This window comes from Marinobacter lacisalsi, assembly GCF_042651045.1.
Lineage (GTDB): Bacteria > Pseudomonadota > Gammaproteobacteria > Pseudomonadales > Oleiphilaceae > Marinobacter > Marinobacter lacisalsi.
Window position 1 is genome coordinate 234,051 of the sequence record NZ_JBHSDI010000010.1, and the last position, 18,165, is coordinate 252,215.

Below are 18,165 nucleotides of genomic sequence, written 5' to 3' on the forward strand. Positions count from 1 at the left end.
TTCATTGTGCGCGTCACAGCTCTTTGCGAGGCCGTTCTTGAGCATCATTTTTCGTTACCTGACCCGCCAGACCCTGGCCACCATGCTCGCCGTTTCCGGTGTGCTGCTTATGGTGTTCATGAGTGGGAGGTTCATCAAGTACCTTGCTGATGCGGCGGCCGGTGAGCTGTCAGGTGACGTGCTGTTTGCCATCATGGGCTATCGCTTCCCGGGCTTTCTCGAGCTGATTCTTCCCCTGGGTTTCTTTATCGGCATCCTGCTTGCCTATGGTCGCATGTATCTGGAAAGCGAGATGACCGTGCTGTTTGCCTGCGGTGTCAGTGACCGTCAGGTGCTTGGCCATACACTTGTTGCCGGGTTTGTGGTGATGCTGATGGTCGGGGCCATGAGTCTGTGGGTGACGCCCTGGGGCATGAAGAACGTCGAGCGTATCTTCAATGAACAGAGCCAGGCCACGGAATTCGAGATGCTGGCGCCGGGGCGCTTCCAGAGCCTGGGTGAGGGTGAACGGGTGACCTACACCCAGTCCCTGAGTGGGGACAAGCGTAAGTTGCAGGGCGTCTTCATCGCCGAGTATTCGGAGGTTGATCAGCAGCTGAGTCTGGTAGTGGCGGAGGAAGGCTCCCAGTTCGTGGACGACGACACCGGCAGTCGCTTCCTGGTGCTGGAGAATGGCGCCCGGTTCCTGGGGTTGCCCGGGGAGCTGGACTACTCGGTGACGGAGTTCGAGGCGTACGGGCTCAAGGTCGCTGAACAGGATGTGCGAGGCAGTATTGACGAGGAGGGCATGAGCACCGCCGCCCTGATGCGCTCCGATGACCCGGAGTTGCGTGCCCTGTTGCACTGGCGTTTTTCACTGCCCCTGATCGTGCCGGTGGTGACGTTGCTGGCGGTACGTCTGAGCCGGGTCAATCCTCGCCAGGGGCGGTTCTTTCATCTGTTGCCTGCGATGATGATCTATATCCTCTACCTGGGGTTGCTGATTGCTGCCCGCGATGCCATGGCCTCCGGTCGGGTGCCGGAGTGGATAGGCATGGCCTGGGTGCACCTGCTGTTCCTGGGGCTGGGGCTCTGGCTTCAGTTTGGCCCGGCATGGCTGCGCCGGCGCCGGCTTGAGCGTGAAGGAGGTGATCGTGCGCCGGCTTGACCGTTACATCATGGGCAACGTGGGCGGTGCCATGTTCCTGGTGATGCTGGTGGTGCTGTCACTGGACCTGATCTTCGGCTACATCGCCGAGCTTGAGGACACTCGAAACGATTACCAGGCCCTTGAGGCGGTCATCTACATGCTGCTGACCCTGCCGCGGCGAATCTACGATTATCTGCCGCTGGGTGCTTTCATGGGGGCCCTGGTGGGGCTGGGTGCCTTGGCCAGCTCATCGGAGCTGACGGTGATACGGGCGGCGGGAGTTTCCATTCGTCGCATAGTCTGGTCGGCCATGAAGCCTGCGCTGGTCGTGGTGCTTATTGGCCTGGTTATTGGCGAGTATGTGGCGCCACCTGCGGAGCGCATGGCCCAGAGCCAGAAGGCAGTCGCCCGGGGTGGTGCTGGTAATATTGCTGATTCCGGCGGCGTCTGGCACCGGGAGGGAGACACCTTCATCCACCTGAACGCGGTCAAGCCCGGGGGGGGCCTTCAGGGGGTTGCGCTTTTCCGTTTCAACGATGAACGCTGGCTGGTATCCGCCAGTTACGCGGAGACCGCGACCTATCAGGGTGGTTACTGGCAACTGCAGGATGTCCGCAAGACATTCCTGTCACGTGATGGAACCCGGCAGGAGCGGGTGGCACAGGAACGCTGGGAAAGCGGGTTGACGCCGGATGTGCTCGGTGTGCTGGTCGTCAAGCCGGAGAATCTGCCCCTGGGCGGGCTGTATACCTACGCCCGTTACCTGGACCAGCAGGGGCTCACGTCCGGCCAGTACTGGCTGGCGTTCTGGAAGAAGGTGCTGATGCCATTGGGTACCGGGGTGATGGTGATTGTCGCCATCTCGTTTATCTTCGGCCCATTACGCTCCGTCACCATGGGCTTTCGCGTATTCACCGGGTTGATTGTTGGTCTGCTGTTCAAGTACATGCAGGATCTGCTCGGGCCCATGAGCCTGGTATTTGGCTTCAACCCGGTGTTGGCGATACTTATCCCTATCCTGATCAATGGTGCTGTCGGCGCCTGGCTGATGCGCCGGGCCGGATAGATATTCGGGTTATCAGGCCTTCTTTGGCTTTGGTGTTGCCACTACCACGCTGTTGGAAGCCCGATCGGTGAGTGACAGTCCGTTGATCGGGTAGAACAGTGCGATGATCGCGGGAACGGTCAGCAGCAGAGTGACGGCGCCAATGTAATAGCCGGCCAGCATGGTGAGGAAAACGACGGCAGCCGCGGTGCCATACCGGAGCAGCGCCTGGGTCCAGCTTACCGATGTGCCGTCGAGATTCTCGATGCGGATGCGCCAGACCTGCATACCCAGAGTCTGGCCAACACGGGTCCAGAAGTAGGCAAAGAACAGGTACAGCACCAGGAACAGCACGAAGGTCAGCCCCGGGTCGCCGGACAACTGGCCGGCTTCCGCCATCTGTTCGTAACGCTCCCAGCCGGTTACCCAGCCCGCAATCATGGTATAGATCCAGGTGGCCACCAGCAGCACGGCGATGCAGATCAGGCCATCGTAGATGATGGCGAGAGCACGCTTGAGCGCGGAGGCCGGTGGCTGTAATTCCTCGGCGTCATGAAAGCGACGGGGCATGGGGGCTCCTGTGTGGTTTCACGTTTTTCCTGATTTCGGCGTGTGCTAGAGTAGCGGATTTGCACAGGCATGTAATCAATCGCGGCCCCGGGGACGATTCCCCGTGTTTCTGGAAAGGTATCAAAGCTCTATGAAAACGGCAGAGTTGCGTCAGGCGTTTCTCAAGTATTTTGAACAGCAGGGGCACACCATTGTTCCGAGCAGTTCGCTGGTCCCACACGACGACCCCACGCTGCTGTTCACCAATGCAGGTATGAACCAGTTCAAGGATGTCTTCCTGGGCCGTGAGGAGCGTGATTATGTTCGTGCCACCACCTCCCAGAAGTGCGTCAGGGCAGGGGGCAAGCACAACGACCTGGAGAACGTGGGTTATACCGCCCGCCATCACACCTTCTTCGAAATGCTGGGCAACTTCAGCTTTGGTGACTATTTCAAGCGTGAGGCCATCAACTTTGCCTGGACCTTCCTCACTGGTGATCAATGGCTGAAACTGCCAAAGGAAAAGCTCTGGATCACTGTCTACGCGGAAGACGAGGAAGCGTTCAATATCTGGAACCAGGAAGTCGGTGTTCCCGCCGAACGCATCATTCGCATCGGCGACAACAAGGGTGCCCGCTACGCCTCCGATAACTTCTGGCAGATGGGTGACACCGGCCCCTGTGGCCCCTGCTCGGAAATATTCTACGACCATGGTCCGGAAGTGGCCGGCGGCCCCCCCGGCAGCCCGGAAGAAGACGGCGACCGTTACATCGAGATCTGGAACGTGGTCTTCATGCAGTACAACCGTACTGCGGATGGCGAGATGCTTCCGCTGCCCAAGCCGTCGGTGGACACCGGCATGGGGCTGGAGCGCATTACCGCCGTATTGCAGGGTGTGCACAGCAACTACGAAATCGACCTGTTCCAGGATCTGCTGAAGGCGGCTTCGGATGTACTGGGTGGCGTGGATACCACCGAGGCCTCCCTGCGGGTGGTGGCGGACCATATCCGTTCCTGTGCCTTCCTGATCGCTGACGGTGTGATGCCGTCCAATGAGGGCCGGGGCTTTGTGCTGCGCCGCATCATTCGCCGCGCGGCGCGCCACGGTAACAAGCTGGGCGCGTCCGGCTCCTTTTTCTACAAGCTGGTGGCTGCGCTGGTGGACCTGATGGGAGACGCCTACCCGCAGTTGCGCAGCAGTCAGAAACAGATTGAAAAGGTGCTGCTGCAGGAAGAGGAGCAGTTCGCCAAGACCCTCGATAAAGGCCTGCGCCTGCTGGAGCAGGATATTGCCGACCTGAAGGGCAATGAGATTCCCGGCGAGACCATTTTCACCCTGTACGACACCTACGGTTTCCCCGTGGACCTGACCAATGACATCGCCCGTGAGCGTGGCCTGACCCTCGACTACGAGGGCTACGAGAAGGCCATGGAGCAGCAGCGGGAGCGGGCCCGCGCCGCCAGCAAGTTCGGCATCGACTATAACGCCGCCGGTATCGAGATCGAAGGCAAGACCGAGTTCACCGGCTATGAGTGTATCGATGGCCATGAAACCATCCGCACGGTTCTGGTGGGGGGCGAGGAAAAGCCGGCCGAAGCCGGTGACGAGGCGATAATTGTGCTGGCGCGTACACCCTTCTACGCCGAATCCGGTGGCCAGGTGGGTGATACCGGCCTATTGACCTGGAGCGGTGGCCGCTTCCAGGTGAACGACACCCGCAAGGAAGGGGACAACCATCTGCATATCGGCACCGTGGTGGAGGGCGAGTTTACGGCTGGCCAGGAGGTGGATGCCCGTATCGACCACAAGCGTCGCGAAGACACCAAGAAGAACCACTCCGCCACGCACCTGATGCACGCCGCCCTGCGTAACGTGCTGGGCGAGCATGTGAGCCAGAAGGGCTCACTGGTAGACCCGGACAAGCTGCGCTTTGATTTCTCCCATTTCGAGCCGCTCACTGATGACCAGTTGCGGGAAATCGAACATCAGGTCAACGAGCAGATCCTGGCCAATACGCCGGTCCAGACAGACCTGATGGACATGGACAGCGCCATGGAAAAAGGTGCCATGGCCTTGTTCGGCGAAAAGTACGGCGACACCGTTCGGGTATTGAGCATGGGTGCCGACGACTATTCCGTTGAACTGTGCGGCGGAACCCATGTCGCACGCACCGGTGATATAGGTTTGTTCCGCATCACCTCTGAGAGCGGAATCTCCGCCGGTGTCCGTCGTATTGAGGCGGTGACCGGTTTTGGCGCACTGCGCAGGGTAAGCGAAACCGAGGAGACCCTCGATCGGGTCGGCAAGCTGGTCCGGGGTAACCGTGAATCGGTGGTCGAGAAGGTGCAGGCCGTCATAGATCGTAGCCGGCAGTTGGAAAAAGAGGTTGAGCAACTCAAGGGCAAGCTGGCGAGTTCCGCCGGTGCTGACCTCGCCGGTTCTGCGGTTGAGGTGAAGGGGCTGAAGGTGGTGGCTGCGCAACTCGACGGCGCGGACCGCAAATCGCTGATGGAAACCGCCGACCAGCTCAAGAACAAGCTGGGTGAGGGTGTGGTGGTTCTGGCCAGTGTCGAGGATGGCAAGATTACCCTGGTGGCCGGTGTCACCAAGTCGGCTACCTCGCGCATCAAGGCCGGCGACCTTATGAAGCACCTTGCGGGTCAGGTGGATGGCAAGGGCGGCGGCCGTCCCGACATGGCTCAGGGTGGTGGCAACAACCCCGACGCCCTGCCGGCAGCGCTTGAGGGCGTGGCGGCGTGGGTTGAGGAAAACACTGACTGAATGAAATGTGAAATCGCCTGCTCGCGGCTGTCTTTTGGTCGATAACCGAGTGTATAATTCGGCGATTTTTTTGGCCGGGCGCATGGGTGCCCGGCTTCTGGGGCGGCCCGACACCGGTTATTGCCGGGGTCGGGCCGCTTGGTATCCCTGACCGGACAATTTCAGGAAGAACATGGCTCTGCTGGTTCAGAAATTCGGAGGTACATCCGTCGGCTCCGTCGAGCGGATCGGTGCAGTCGCCGACAAGGTCTGCCGATTCCGTAACGAGGGGCATGATGTTGTCGTGGTGGTGTCTGCCATGAGTGGTGAGACCAACCGACTGATTGGGCTCGCCAATGACATCATGGAGGAACCTACCCCCCGTGAGATGGATGTGTTGGTGTCCACCGGTGAGCAGGTCACTATTGCTCTGCTGGCCATGGCGCTGAAAAAACGCGGCTGTGATGCCCGCTCCTATACGGGTTCCCAGGTGCGTATCCTGACTGACAGCGCCCACACCAAAGCGCGCATCCAGGATATAGACGAGCGCAATATGCGTGGTGACCTGGACAAGGGGCGTGTCGTCGTGGTCGCGGGCTTTCAGGGTGTGGATGAGAACGGCAATATCACCACCCTGGGCCGGGGCGGGTCCGACACCACGGCGGTAGCGCTGGCCGCGGCGCTGAAGGCGGATGAGTGTCAGATCTACACCGATGTGGATGGTGTCTACACAACTGATCCCCGGGTGGTGGACACGGCACGGCGCCTTGACCGCATTACCTTCGAGGAAATGCTCGAGATGGCGAGCCTTGGCTCCAAAGTCCTGCAGATACGGGCCGTGGAATTCGCTGGCAAGTACAATGTTCCGCTAAGGGTGCTATCTTCCTTTCAGGAGGGCGAGGGCACCCTGATTACCTTTGAGGACGAAAGCACCATGGAACAACCGGTTGTTTCCGGCATTGCATTTAACCGAGATGAAGCCAAACTGACCATATCGGGCGTACCTGATACACCCGGCATTGCGCTTCGTATACTCAAGCCGGTCAGCGATGCCAACATCGAAGTCGACATGATTGTCCAGAACGTGGGTGCTGATAACCATACGGATTTCACGTTTACTGTTCATCGCAACGATTTCCGCCGTACCCGCGAAATTCTGGAAAAACTGGCCACTGAACTGGGTGCCCGTGAGGTAACCGGTGACGACAGGATCGCCAAGGTCAGTATTGTCGGCGTTGGCATGCGCTCCCATGCCGGGGTTGCGACGCGCATGTTTGAGGCGTTGTCCAACGAGGGCATCAATATCCGTATGATCTCCACCTCTGAAATCAAGATCTCGGTGGTGATTGACGAAAAGTATCTTGAGCTGGCAGTCAGGGCGCTTCACAGTGCGTTTGATCTGCATACAGCCGAGACAGAGGCCTGAAATAAGGCGGATAAACAGGTCGGTCCGCCAAGGTCTCGCTATAAAAAGGGAACCAAAGCCGTTTTCGAGTCGTCACACTATTGCCTGTAAGGGATTGTTCGACTTTTGGTTTGGTAAATCCCTCTATAAGTTAGAAATTAATTGTTCAAGTCGGAACAGGTAGCTCTGGAATAGGGAGTAAAGGACATGTTGATCTTGACCCGCCGTGTAGGCGAGACCCTGATGGTCGGTGACGAAGTCACCGTGACTGTGCTGGGTGTGAAAGGAAACCAGGTACGTATTGGTGTTAACGCGCCGAAAGAAGTAGCCGTACACCGTGAAGAAATCTATCAGCGCATTCAAAGCGAAAAGGGCGACCCGGAAGGTCCGGAGCCCGGCAATAGCTGATTGAGATAACCGCTCTCGCAAGGATCGGTATCACCCTTAAAACCGCCGCAACTGAATGGTGTGGCGGTTTTTTCATTGTGGATTAGGGGCATGAGGCGGTCGGCCAGAAAAAATCCGTGTCAACCCTATGAAAACAGAAAAATTATGGTAGTATACGCGCCGTTGTCACGGAGAGGTGGGTGAGTGGCTGAAACCAGTTCCCTGCTAAGGAACCGTACGAGCAATCGTACCGAGGGTTCGAATCCCTCCCTCTCCGCCATTTCCTTTATTGTAAATAAAGGGAAGAAGGGCAGCAGGTTGAGATAGCAATCAACCGATGCACGGCTGTAGCTCCCCGGGGCGCCGGCCGGCTGGATAAAGCACCTGGCTACAAACCAGGCGGTCGCAAGTTCGACCGAGAGCAGTAGAGTTTGATGCGCGGCTGTAGCTCAGCTGGATAGAGTACCTGGCTACGAACCAGGCGGTCGGAGGTTCGAATCCTCCCAGCCGCGCCACTTATAAAACTATCGCATCGTGAACCCGGAGAGCGCGACAAACTTCGGAGTACGATGGGATTCGAACCGGAAGAGGTTCGACCGTAGTGCGCGGCAGCGCACGGAGGAACGCCAGAGCGAAGCGACGGCGGCCCCGAAGGGGTAAGGGCTGAAAGCCCGCATAATCCTCCCAGCCGCGCCACTTATTGAAGACCCGGTCGCAAATCCGGACCACAGACATATTCCGGAGTCCGATCGGCCAAGAGCCCAAAATGGCTCAACAGAATTGCAAGGTTTTGCGCGGCTGTAGCTCAGCTGGATAGAGTACCTGGCTACGAACCAGGCGGTCGGAGGTTCGAATCCTCCCAGCCGCGCCAATTATATAAAGACGCCTCAGTCTGGAGCACCCCTCTGGCTGAGGCGTTTTTCGTTGTGTACTGGGAGGATTTGAACCGATAGAGGTTCGACCGCAGTGCGCGCAGCGCACGGAGGAACGCGGGAGCGCAGCGACGGCGGCCCCGAAGGGGGAAGGGCCGCAGGCCCGCCTAATCCTCCCAGCCGCGCCAATTATATAAAGACGCCTCAGTCTGGAGCACCCCTCTGGCTGAGGCGTTTTTCGTTGTGCACTGGGAGGATTTGAACCGATAGAGGTTCGACCGTAGTGCGCGAAGCGCACGGAGGAACGCGGGAGCGCAGCGACGGCGGCCCCGAAGGGGGAAGGGCCGGAGGCCCGCATAATCCTCCCAGCCGCGCCAATTATATAAAGACGCCTCAGTCTGGAGCACCCGTCTGGCTGAGGCGTTTTTCGTTGGTACCCACCAAAATCCGTTTTTGTCACAGGATTGCAAATATTTATCAAAAATGACTCGAGATACATGTAGTCGCACTATGTGCGTATCTCATGTGTTCGCAGAATGTTCATTCCTGCCTTTTAATCTATCTTGGTTGTACAAAATGATATTCCGCATTGCGGAACTCGTTGTCAGCCATGACAAAACAATAAAGTGGGAGGTTTACCTTGAATAAAAACAAACTCGGGCTTGCGGTTACGGCTGCGACACTAAGTGCACTGATGCTGACCGGTTGTGGCGGCAGTAGCAGTGGTAGCGACACTGACAGTGACAGCGGAGGCGAAGCAGAAGTTACGCGTGTTCATGATACGCGCAGCTTTGAGCCCGCGGCTGACATCTCGTTTGAGGCCTCAGCGTCGGCATCGGCCTATTATGGTACTTACGAGGGTATTCAGGGGCCGGCGGTTTACGCGGCTGAAGTCCCCGATGGTTGGGATGGGGGTGGACTTGTCATGTACACCCATGGCTACCGTGGTGAAGGCACGGAGCTTGCTGTCTCGGTGCCGGACCCGGCATGGCGCGCAACGGTCCTTGGAGCAGGCTATGCTTGGGCAGCCTCGTCCTACTCTGCCAATTACTATGACGTTCGGGCGGCTATCGAGGATACCAACAAGCTGGCATTGGAAGTAACAGACTACATCGAGGCAGATTTTGGCCAAGCTTATGCTTCTCCTCAGCAAGTGTTGATTTCCGGTTATTCCCTGGGCGGACATACGGCTGCAGCGGCTGTTGAGCGGGAGAACATGGAACGGACCGCCTATCCGGTGGATTACAAGGGCGCCTTACCGTTCTGTCAGGCCGAGCAGAATCAGTTCCAGTGGCTAGGTGATTATCCACGAGTCGTTCAGGAGCTCTCGGGTTTTGGTGAAGATCCCTACGAGGAATTCCAGGCAAACCTCCCAAGCATGCTTGTAAGCCTGTTCGAGACCGATGGAAGCGGGAACATCACGTGGGAGCCAGCCAACCAGAACGGCGAAAGGGTAAAACAGATCGCCATGGAGTTGACGGGTGGCGAACGGCCGATTTTCTATGACTTTGGTTTCCCCAGTACCGGCTTGCAGTACGCCGTGCTCGGAACCGGAGGAAGTGAGGGAGATATCACCGGTATTCTGGCCCGGAATATTTATGACAATATCGGGCGGACCTATCGTTGGACTGACAGTGATCCGATGTCGGTTGAAGAGGAAAACTTTAATGAGGCGATCGACCGGGTCAGCGCTGATCCGGGTGTCAATCCACTGAGGGATGACGGCGTGCGATGGCTGCCGCTTGTCCAGGGTGATTTCGACGTACCGGTCCTCACTCTTCATACTTTGGGTGACTTCTATGTACCGTTCAAGCATCAGCAACTGTATCGTGAGCGTGCCATCACGAACAGCGCGGAAGACATGCTCGTTCAGCGCGCTATTCGTGCACCCAGTCATTGTGACTTCACGGGAACCGAGATCAGTACAGCGCTTGTTGACTGGTTGACCTGGGTGAATGGTGGTTCAAAGCCCAGTGGCGACGAGGTTCTTGACCCGGCCGTTGTGGCGGATCCGGAGTACGGTTGTCAGTTCACTGTGAATGACGGTACTCAGGGGCGAGCAGCACTTGGACTGCCAGCCTGTTCACGCTGACCGACTATGAGATGGCCTGACCCCCTGAAGGCCTGATCGAAGTCTATTAAACGCCCTAGTCTGGAGCCTCCTCTGACCGGGGCGTTTTCCATTATATCTCTTCCAATTACTCACACTTCGCCTTGTATCAGTGCTATCTGGCGGGATTGGCCGGAACAGATCCTTGGGCATGACGGTAGGGAGTTCGTCGTTGCCGAAACCATTTCCTTTGATGCATCTGCCCCGCGGTGGTGCGAGAGACAGGCGCCAGACGTGAGAACTCTCGTTGATACCCCCAGATAAGCCACGCTCCTGGGGGCACTTCATGCCTGCGTCAATATGTCACACCCTCTGTCCAAGTCCATTTCAAGCGTTTCGCGGTCTCCTGGCCAGTATCTGTACCGATATGAGGGGCACTCCTTGTACGTCATAAAGTGGCGAAAAGTTAACAAACTTGCGTTCTTTCGATTATTTAACGCTAACGGCGAGCAATGTCCGGTTTAAACCACTCTCGTCGCCATGAGTAATAAACTCATCTGAATCTTATCCGCTTGTCGCTTATTCTTAAAAGTTATTTTATTATTCATGCGATCCCTATCTAACGTTAGTGCCGTGGTATCCAAAAATCTGACATCCCAAAGGTAAGCTCTATGACAATAATGACGAGACGGTTTGTGAGGCAACCGCTGGCCTGTGCGGTTATGTGTTCGGCTCTGGGTGTTGCGCCAGCAGTGTTCGCGGCAACCGTAGACAGCGTCAACACCGATAACCTCGCTGTCCCGCCAGTGGAAGGCAAGACATTGATCTATACCGATACAGCGGGTACTGCGAGCTTCGGCTGGCTCGACCCGGTTAATGACAGTGGCGATATTGGACTGGGGCTCTCGGTCTATAACGAGGTCTTCAACGGCACCATTGATGAGCAGGTTTATCAGTTCGCCGGCTGCATCATGGCCCAGCCTGATCTCGAGGTTAATTGCCAGGCGCCTGGTGATTCCGGAAAGCGCTTCAAGCTGAAGACAACGGAAACCAACGGCCCCATTGATCTTGTATTCAATGTGTCCGCCGATGATGCTTCGAAACTGTATCGGGTGATCGGCAAGTTCTCCAACCTGACGGATACCACTAACTCAGTGGAGGGGGGCCTCAAGGCATTCCGGATTGAAACCGGTTTTGGCGTGGGCAACGAGTTCACACCGTCGTCAGCGGAAGATGGTTTGTCGTTTGGCATGGCTGCTGACGGGGCCAGCAAGCTCTCTGTTGGCCCCATCGGCAAGTATCCCGGTGGTTTGTTCGGTGGCAGTCGGGTGGAAGGCCTACCATTCTTCAGCACAGATATTGCTTTGTTCACAGAAGGCACTACCGCCTCGGATGAGGACACCATGGAAACGGATGGTGTGATCCCAACCGAGTATTCGGGGCTGTTTGGTGACTGGAATGCCCTGGCCAACGTACCAACGGGCTGGTTTATCGACCACGACGGTAACCCGGCCAACGACTCAATCCTGTTGGCCTGGAATGATGGCACAGACTGGCAAACCAACAGGAAGGATCTTCAGGATGTGCTGGTCGATGCTGTGCTTCTGGATGGCAGTGGGACGGCCGAAGTCTCTGCCACCGCCTATGACCCCAATGGGGCCTCCTTCGATGCCGAAGGCAATAATACGACCATCTATGATCTGAGCAATGTGCGACCAGTAGTTGCGACACTGGACGAAGGTGATCCGGAAGATGCGGTGCAAGACGCATTGTTGCTGACCAGCCAGACTGCAGCTGATCTTTACGACGGCACTTTCAGGGTGTTAATCGACGGTGAGGCGGTAACGATCGCTGACTTCGAAACCTGGGCGGATAATCCCCCAACCGTCAAAGACACCACCGATGGTTCCACTCTCGCTACCTGGCTCCCGGATGCTGGCGATGAAGGTCTTTACGAGTTGGCAGACGGCTCAACGATGACCCTCGAAGAAATGAACGAGATGATTAACGTCTCAGAGGGTGAACTGGTGCGTGTTGCCGGTTACGTTCAGGGTGCGGTTGAAGACCTGGCCAACGTGAACCTGAATACGATCATCAATGTTGCCGATACGGCCTCCTGGCCTACCTGTACCAGTGATGGTACCGAGACAAGCTGTACGTTCACGATGCGAGTCACCGGTCTGAACGAGCTTGTTGATGATCCGGCGATTCCGGAAACACCGACACCGCAGTCCAGTAGCAGTGGTGGTGGCGGCTGCACCGTTGGTGGACCGGGCTCGCCGTTTGATCCGGTACTGCCTGGCATGGTGCTGCTCGCGCTGGCGGGGCTGTGGGCGCGGAAACGTCGTACTGATGCCTGAGTCTGCAAAAGGTCAGTAAAGGCATAAATGAAAACGGGGCTGGAGATCAGCCCCGTTTTTTATGGTTGGCGAGGTTTATCGGTTACCGCCACCCTGGCCGGAACCTTCTGGCTGGTAATCCTGGCCACCGCCAGTGCCTTGCTTGTTCTGGCGGTTACCCTGGCCCGCTCCCATACCCTGTCGGTTGCCCTGACCTTGCCCCATTCCTTGTCCCTGAGCGGCTCCCTGGCCTTGTCTCATGCCCTGGCCCGGACCATTGCCGAGCTCAACGCCGCGCTCGCGAGCACGCTCCAGCATGCGCTCACGATGAAGCTCGCGGTACTGGGCCCGTTCTTCATTGGTATTGAAGCCGCGCATGGTCTGACGATGTTCCCGCAATTCCTGCTGGGTCATCAGTTGCTGACCGAAAACCGGCTCATCTTCCTGTGCGGCCAGTGGCATACTGACCATGCCGACAAGCAGCGCGATGCCGGCAGTATGAACGAACGATCTTGTCATAGTCATGGGTTGGCTCCTGAGCCTGTTACAACTCTTTGAGTCTAGATCAATCTCCAGGGTAGGGGGTGTTGGCATTCATACCTATGCGCCTCTTACGCCGCAGCGCGACGGTACCGGATTGTCAACGTTGTCAATGGGCCAGGATTCCCTGAAACTGGATTACTGAAATGAAGGGAACCCCGTTGATGACCTGGTATGGCGTAAATGAGGCTGGAGCTTCCAGGCCCTGGCGAGATGGCCAGGTTCTGGTGCTGCTTGTGTTCACCGCAGTAATCGGCATGTTGATGCACTGGCTGTTACCGGATGGTTTTGCCGCCGGCTATCTCAGTGATGCAATGACACTTTCAGGTTTCCTGCTGATTTATCCCCTGGTGGAGGAGGTGCTGTTCCGGGGCGTAATCCAGGGGGAGCTTCTGCGCCGGCCATTCTTTGCCAGGTCATTCAGTGGTATCAGTGCGGCAAATGTGGTGACAAGCGCGTTATTTGTCCTGCTCCACCTCATGAACCAGCCTTTGGGGTGGGCTGTGGCGGTGGCGCTGCCTTCATTGGTGTTAGGGTATTTCCGGGAACGTTATCAGGGGATTGGGGTGCCCGTTTTTTTGCATGTACTTTTCAACGGGACGTTCCTTGCAGCTGGTATGCCCTGAACGGGGCCTGGAATAACGGACGTCTGGTGACCGGTAATCGCCAGGGTTTGGTTTAGCCCCGGAGTGATGGCCGGGGCAGGGTGCCTGAGATGGTCTCCTGGCGCTGTCTGCAACCGGTTACCACATCAGGTCATCCGGAATCTCGTACCCTGCATACGGATCGTCTTCATCCTGGTCCGCCTGCTGCGCGCGCTCGTGCAGCACGACCACGGAATCCTCATCCCGTTCCATGATCTTGCGGGCCACCGGCTCCGGCACCACCTCATAACGTTCATCCACAAACACCACGGCAAGCCGCCCCCGTGAGAGCTGGTCAGTCATGGTGTCGTCTACCAGGATCTTCTTGATCTTCTTGCCATGGACAAACTGGTAGTCCGTGTCGCAACGGTTTCGGTCAAGACGATTGCTTTCCACCAGCTGACGAATCTGGGCGGCAATGGCCTTGCGGCGGGCTTCCTCATTGCGTTGCTGGTTGAGCTGGCGGTCGCGCTCGGCTTTCTCCTCCCGTGCTTTCTGCGCGCGGAGTTTGGTTTCGTCCTGCTGGACGGCGCCCTTTGGTTGTTGCTTGCGCTGCTTTTTCTTTTCTTTCTGGTGGGCCTTGAGTTTCTTCTCGTCGGCAAGGCCAGCCTTGAGCAGTTGGTCCTGAAGTGATGCCATGCTTGCTTCCGTCGGCGTTTCTGAATTGAAGGCGAGTTTCCGGTATTATAAGCGCCTCGGCGCCCTTACCGTAACCTCCATTCTATCGATCCGGATTACCCCATGACTGCATTCCAGATTCCCGGCCTGTCCAGCGCCATGCTCGACAACCTGAAGACGCTTGGCTTTGAAGCGCCAACCCCGATACAGGAGGTGACGGTCCCTGCCGTGCTGGAGGGTCGTGACGTCATTGCCATGGCCCGTACCGGGTCCGGCAAGACGGCTGCCTTTGGTATCGGGATGGTGGAGCGGCTGGATGTGAAGCGGTTTTCGGTGCAGGGCCTGGTGCTATGCCCGACGCGGGAACTGGCGGACCAGGTGGCCAGCGCACTCAGGGAACTGGCCAGGGCGAGGCACAATATCAAGATCCTGACCCTGTGCGGGGGAACGCCGCTGGGGCCGCAGATCGGTTCACTCAGTCACGGCGCCCATATAGTCGTGGGGACACCCGGTCGGATTCAGGACCATCTCGACAAGGGCACACTATCACTGGACCGTGTGCAGATGCTGGTCCTTGATGAGGCGGACCGCATGCTGGATATGGGCTTCCAGGAAGCGGTGGAGTCCATCGTTTCCCGCTGTCCGGAACATCGCCAGACCCTGCTTTTCTCCGCCACCTGGCCCGACCAGATCCGCAAGCTGAGTGGCCGGTATCAGCGTGATCCGGTCAGCCTGACGGTTTCTGATGACAAAGAGACGGCGCCTGATATCCGGCAGAGGTTCTACGAATTGGCCCCCGGTCAGGAACTGGATGCGCTCACTGGCCTCCTGTCAGAGCAGCAGCCTTCGGGGTGCCTGGTGTTCTGCGCCACCAGGCAGGACTGCGATACGGTAGCCGCTTCGCTGAGCGAAAGGGGGTTCAGTGCCAGTCCGCTGCATGGCGACATGGACCAGAAGGAACGGGATCTGGTGCTGATCCGCTTTGCCAGCCAGAGCTGCACTGTGCTGGTGGCGACCGATGTGGCTGCCCGTGGGCTGGATATTGACGATCTGCCGCTGGTGGTCAATCTTGAGCCTGCACGCTCATCGGAGACCCATACCCATCGGATCGGCCGCACTGGCCGCGCCGGTCGCGAGGGGCTGGCGGTTACCTTCTTCACCCCGGCCCACGGCCACAAGATCACCCGGCTGGAGCAGGCAACCGGTGAGACAATCGAGCCGCTGCCAGTCGATGACCTGCTGAACGTTCCGCTGGCTCCGCCCCGGTCCCGGTACGTCACCTTGTGCATTGCCGGCGGCAAGAAGGACAAGGTAAGGCCGGGGGATATCCTCGGGGCTCTGACGGGGGAGGCCGGGCTTCCGGGCAAGGTGGTGGGCAAAATCCATATCCAGCCGTTCCAGAGTTTTGTGGCGGTAGAGGCGGCGATGGCGAGCAAGGCACTCAGGCGACTTGAGGAGGGGCGCGTGAAGGGCAGGAAGTTCCGGGTGAAGGTTGTGTAGGCAGAGCAGCAGTCATCGTGCAAGACTGATACGTGGTTCTGCCGATTGTGTTTTGTGAAATGCTGAAGATATGCGGCGTTATAGATGGGGGATTTGTTGCTCCCCCAGACATAAAACGGTAAATTACGCAGGATTTTGCCTCTGGCAATGGTTTTCATTTGACCTGGACAGCGTCTGAAAGACACTGCCAGAGGAAGAATCATCTAATTCAACACAGGTAGCACATGTTATGAGTGAGCTGATGTCACAGGCGATCGACCTGATGATCGCAGGCATGGGTTTCGTGTTCGTATTCCTGGTTATCCTGGTATTCGCAACGCTGCTCATGTCGAAAATCATTGGCCGATTCGCGCCGCCCGAGCCGGCTACACCGGCCAGGACGCCACGTGCCAAAGCGTCTGCACCCGCCCCGGTTGATCCCGATACGGCGGAAGCAATAAAACAAGCGATTGCACAATACCGGTCCCGCCACAAGAAGTGACCGGCGCAGAACACTAGAACCTTTTAACAGAAGGCTGACACGATGACTGACACCAAGAAACCACTGGGGATTACGGATGTTATCCTGCGGGATGCACACCAGTCCCTGCTGGCAACTCGCATGCGCCTGGACGACATGCTGCCGATTGCCGAGAAGCTCGACAAGGTTGGCTTCTGGTCATTGGAATCCTGGGGTGGAGCAACGTTTGACTCCTGTATCCGCTACCTGGGCGAGGATCCGTGGGAGCGGATCCGGGAGCTGAAAAAAGCCATGCCGAATACGCAACAGCAAATGCTGCTGCGTGGCCAGAACCTGCTGGGTTACCGTCACTACGCGGATGACGTGGTAGACCGGTTCTGCGAACGTGCCGCCGAGAACGGCGTTGACGTGTTCCGGATCTTCGACGCCATGAACGATCCCCGTAACATGGATCGCGCCATCAAGGCGGTTCGCAAGACCGGCAAGCATGCCCAGGGCACCATCGCCTATACCACCAGTCCGGTGCACACCGTCGATATGTGGGTAGAGCTGGCCAAGGAAGTGGCCGATATGGGCGCGGACTCCATCGCCATCAAGGACATGGCCGGTATCCTCAAGCCTTACGTGGCCTATGAGCTGGTCAGCCGCCTGAAGAAAGAGCTGGATGTTCCCATCCACATGCAGTGCCATGCGACCACCGGCATGTCTACCGCCACCGCCATCAAGGCCGCCGAGGCGGGTATCGACAACGTGGATACCGCCATCTCTTCCATGAGCATGACCTATGGCCACTCGCCCACCGAAGCCGTGGTGGCCATCCTTGAAGGCACCGAACGCGACACCGGGCTGGATCTGGAGCTTCTGGAAGAAATCGCGAGTTACTTCCGTCAGGTGCGCAAGAAGTATGGCAAGTTTGAAGGCAGCCTGCGCGGCACTGACTCCCGCATCCTGATTGCCCAGGTGCCCGGCGGTATGCTGACCAACATGGAGAACCAGCTCCGCGAGCAGAACGCCACCGACAAGTTCGATGAGGTTCTGGCGGAAATTCCCAAGGTTCGCGAAGACCTGGGCTTTATCCCGCTGGTAACTCCCACGTCCCAGATCGTTGGTACCCAGGCGGTACTGAATGTTCTGACCGGCGAGCGCTACAAGTCGATCTCCAAGGAGACCGCCGCCATCCTGAAGGGTGAGTACGGTGCAGCGCCATCCCAGTTCAATAAAGAGCTGCAGGAGCGGGTTCTGGACGGCAAAGAGCCTGTGACCTGTCGTCCGGCGGACCTGATCGAGCCGGAAATGGACAAGCTGACCGATGAGCTGAAAAAGCTCGCCGAAGAGAAGAACATCAGGCTGGCGGACCAGGCAGTGGATGACGTGCTCACCTACGCTCTGTTCCCGCAGATCGGCCTGAAGTTCCTTGAGAACCGTGATAACCCGGATGCGTTTGAGCCGGTGCCCAGTGCCGATGATGTGGCTCCTGCTGCTGCTGCTGCGAAGAAGGCGGCCGGTCCTGAAACCTACACGGTCACCGTCAACAACAAGGACTACGTGGTTGCCGTGTCCGAAGGTGGCGAGATCAGCCAGATCGAAGCCAAGGGCGGTGCAGCTGGTGGTTCCGCACCTGTTGCCGCTGCGGCAATGCCGGCTGCTGGCGAGGGAGAGGCCCTGGTTGCGCCGTTGGGTGGCAACATCTTCAAGGTTCACGTATCCCCCGGGGATCAGGTGGAAGAAGGTGATGTGGTGATTATCCTCGAGGCCATGAAAATGGAAACCGAGGTTCGCGCCAACAAATCCGGCACCGTCGGTGAAGTCTTCGTCAAGGTCGGTGATGCCGTATCCCCTGATGATGAAATGCTGACAATCGCATAA

The 18,165-nt window shown here is 57.8% G+C and carries 14 protein-coding genes and 3 tRNA genes; 14 read left to right on the forward strand and 3 right to left on the reverse strand.

The window, feature by feature from the left end:
- Window positions 1-37: 37 nt before the first annotated feature.
- On the forward strand, window positions 38-1,147 hold the full coding sequence (gene lptF, locus ACFOZ5_RS06950; RefSeq protein WP_379886291.1) for an LPS export ABC transporter permease LptF: 1,110 nt from the start codon (window positions 38-40) through the stop codon (window positions 1,145-1,147).
- Window positions 1,134-2,195, forward strand: coding sequence for an LPS export ABC transporter permease LptG (lptG, locus tag ACFOZ5_RS06955; protein WP_379886292.1), 1,062 nt, complete (start codon window positions 1,134-1,136; stop codon window positions 2,193-2,195). The genes lptF and lptG overlap by 14 nt, the downstream gene beginning before the upstream one ends.
- Window positions 2,196-2,207: 12 nt before the next feature.
- On the opposite strand, the gene ACFOZ5_RS06960 is transcribed toward lptG, so the two are convergent.
- Window positions 2,208-2,744 carry an RDD family protein gene (locus tag ACFOZ5_RS06960; protein WP_379886293.1) on the reverse strand — a complete coding sequence of 179 codons (537 nt, stop codon included), beginning with the start codon at window positions 2,742-2,744 and terminating at the stop codon, window positions 2,208-2,210.
- Window positions 2,745-2,874: 130 nt separating this feature from the next.
- Between ACFOZ5_RS06960 and alaS the strand changes: the two genes are divergently transcribed.
- The 8 genes from alaS (at window position 2,875) to ACFOZ5_RS07000 (ending at window position 12,558) form a co-directional block, all read left to right on the forward strand.
- Window positions 2,875-5,505, forward strand: a complete 2,631-nt coding sequence (gene alaS / locus ACFOZ5_RS06965) for an alanine--tRNA ligase (protein WP_379886294.1) — start codon at window positions 2,875-2,877, stop codon at window positions 5,503-5,505.
- Between the two features lie 172 nt (window positions 5,506-5,677).
- The gene (locus tag ACFOZ5_RS06970) at window positions 5,678-6,910 is read left to right on the forward strand and encodes an aspartate kinase (protein WP_379886295.1); all 1,233 of its coding nucleotides are present in this window, start codon (window positions 5,678-5,680) and stop codon (window positions 6,908-6,910) included.
- A 186-nt stretch (window positions 6,911-7,096) separates the two neighbouring features.
- Window positions 7,097-7,297, forward strand: a complete 201-nt coding sequence (gene csrA / locus ACFOZ5_RS06975; protein WP_189573723.1) for a carbon storage regulator CsrA — start codon at window positions 7,097-7,099, stop codon at window positions 7,295-7,297.
- A gap of 169 nt (window positions 7,298-7,466) precedes the next feature.
- Window positions 7,467-7,556: transfer RNA gene (locus ACFOZ5_RS06980), tRNA-Ser, on the forward strand.
- A 158-nt stretch (window positions 7,557-7,714) separates the two neighbouring features.
- Window positions 7,715-7,791, forward strand: a tRNA-Arg gene (locus ACFOZ5_RS06985).
- 279 nt (window positions 7,792-8,070) lie between these two features.
- Window positions 8,071-8,147: transfer RNA gene (locus ACFOZ5_RS06990), tRNA-Arg, on the forward strand.
- A gap of 641 nt (window positions 8,148-8,788) precedes the next feature.
- Window positions 8,789-10,240, forward strand: a complete 1,452-nt coding sequence (locus tag ACFOZ5_RS06995; protein WP_379886296.1) for an alpha/beta hydrolase — start codon at window positions 8,789-8,791, stop codon at window positions 10,238-10,240.
- A gap of 629 nt (window positions 10,241-10,869) precedes the next feature.
- On the forward strand, window positions 10,870-12,558 hold the full coding sequence (locus tag ACFOZ5_RS07000; protein WP_379886297.1) for a choice-of-anchor F family protein: 1,689 nt from the start codon (window positions 10,870-10,872) through the stop codon (window positions 12,556-12,558).
- A gap of 75 nt (window positions 12,559-12,633) precedes the next feature.
- Here ACFOZ5_RS07000 and ACFOZ5_RS07005 read toward each other — a convergent pair whose 3' ends face one another.
- A complete protein-coding gene (locus tag ACFOZ5_RS07005; protein ID WP_379886299.1) occupies window positions 12,634-13,062 on the reverse strand; it encodes a hypothetical protein in 429 nt (142 codons plus the stop codon).
- Between the two features lie 179 nt (window positions 13,063-13,241).
- Here ACFOZ5_RS07005 and mrtJ point away from each other — a divergent pair, with 179 nt between their 5' ends.
- Window positions 13,242-13,703, forward strand: a complete 462-nt coding sequence (mrtJ, locus tag ACFOZ5_RS07010; RefSeq protein ID WP_379886300.1) for a JDVT-CTERM system glutamic-type intramembrane protease MrtJ — start codon at window positions 13,242-13,244, stop codon at window positions 13,701-13,703.
- A 117-nt stretch (window positions 13,704-13,820) separates the two neighbouring features.
- On the opposite strand, the gene ACFOZ5_RS07015 is transcribed toward mrtJ, so the two are convergent.
- The gene (locus tag ACFOZ5_RS07015; protein WP_379886301.1) at window positions 13,821-14,360 is read right to left on the reverse strand and encodes a DUF2058 domain-containing protein; all 540 of its coding nucleotides are present in this window, start codon (window positions 14,358-14,360) and stop codon (window positions 13,821-13,823) included.
- Between the two features lie 102 nt (window positions 14,361-14,462).
- On the opposite strand from ACFOZ5_RS07015, the gene dbpA reads away from it, so the two are divergent.
- The 3 genes from dbpA (at window position 14,463) to oadA (ending at window position 18,165) form a co-directional block, all read left to right on the forward strand.
- Complete coding sequence (dbpA, locus tag ACFOZ5_RS07020; protein WP_379886302.1) at window positions 14,463-15,839, forward strand: ATP-dependent RNA helicase DbpA; 1,377 nt, start codon at window positions 14,463-14,465, stop codon at window positions 15,837-15,839.
- Between the two features lie 229 nt (window positions 15,840-16,068).
- A complete protein-coding gene (locus tag ACFOZ5_RS07025; protein WP_379886303.1) occupies window positions 16,069-16,320 on the forward strand; it encodes an OadG family protein in 252 nt (83 codons plus the stop codon).
- A 42-nt stretch (window positions 16,321-16,362) separates the two neighbouring features.
- Window positions 16,363-18,165, forward strand: coding sequence for a sodium-extruding oxaloacetate decarboxylase subunit alpha (gene oadA / locus ACFOZ5_RS07030; protein WP_379886304.1), 1,803 nt, complete (start codon window positions 16,363-16,365; stop codon window positions 18,163-18,165).

Bases quoted from the DNA above. Each gene is read 5' to 3' on its own strand.
- ACFOZ5_RS06960 (WP_379886293.1), bottom strand. From the start codon at position 2,744: ATGCCCCGTCGCTTTCATGACGCCGAGGAATTACAGCCACCGGCCTCC.
- alaS (WP_379886294.1), top strand. From the start codon at position 2,875: ATGAAAACGGCAGAGTTGCGTCAGGCGTTTCTCAAGTATTTTGAACAG.
- ACFOZ5_RS06970 (WP_379886295.1), top strand. From the start codon at position 5,678: ATGGCTCTGCTGGTTCAGAAATTCGGAGGTACATCCGTCGGCTCCGTC.
- csrA (WP_189573723.1), top strand. From the start codon at position 7,097: ATGTTGATCTTGACCCGCCGTGTAGGCGAGACCCTGATGGTCGGTGAC.
- ACFOZ5_RS07000 (WP_379886297.1), top strand. From the start codon at position 10,870: ATGACAATAATGACGAGACGGTTTGTGAGGCAACCGCTGGCCTGTGCG.
- ACFOZ5_RS07005 (WP_379886299.1), bottom strand. From the start codon at position 13,062: ATGACTATGACAAGATCGTTCGTTCATACTGCCGGCATCGCGCTGCTT.
- mrtJ (WP_379886300.1), top strand. From the start codon at position 13,242: ATGACCTGGTATGGCGTAAATGAGGCTGGAGCTTCCAGGCCCTGGCGA.
- ACFOZ5_RS07015 (WP_379886301.1), bottom strand. From the start codon at position 14,360: ATGGCATCACTTCAGGACCAACTGCTCAAGGCTGGCCTTGCCGACGAG.
- dbpA (WP_379886302.1), top strand. From the start codon at position 14,463: ATGACTGCATTCCAGATTCCCGGCCTGTCCAGCGCCATGCTCGACAAC.
- ACFOZ5_RS07025 (WP_379886303.1), top strand. From the start codon at position 16,069: ATGAGTGAGCTGATGTCACAGGCGATCGACCTGATGATCGCAGGCATG.
- oadA (WP_379886304.1), top strand. From the start codon at position 16,363: ATGACTGACACCAAGAAACCACTGGGGATTACGGATGTTATCCTGCGG.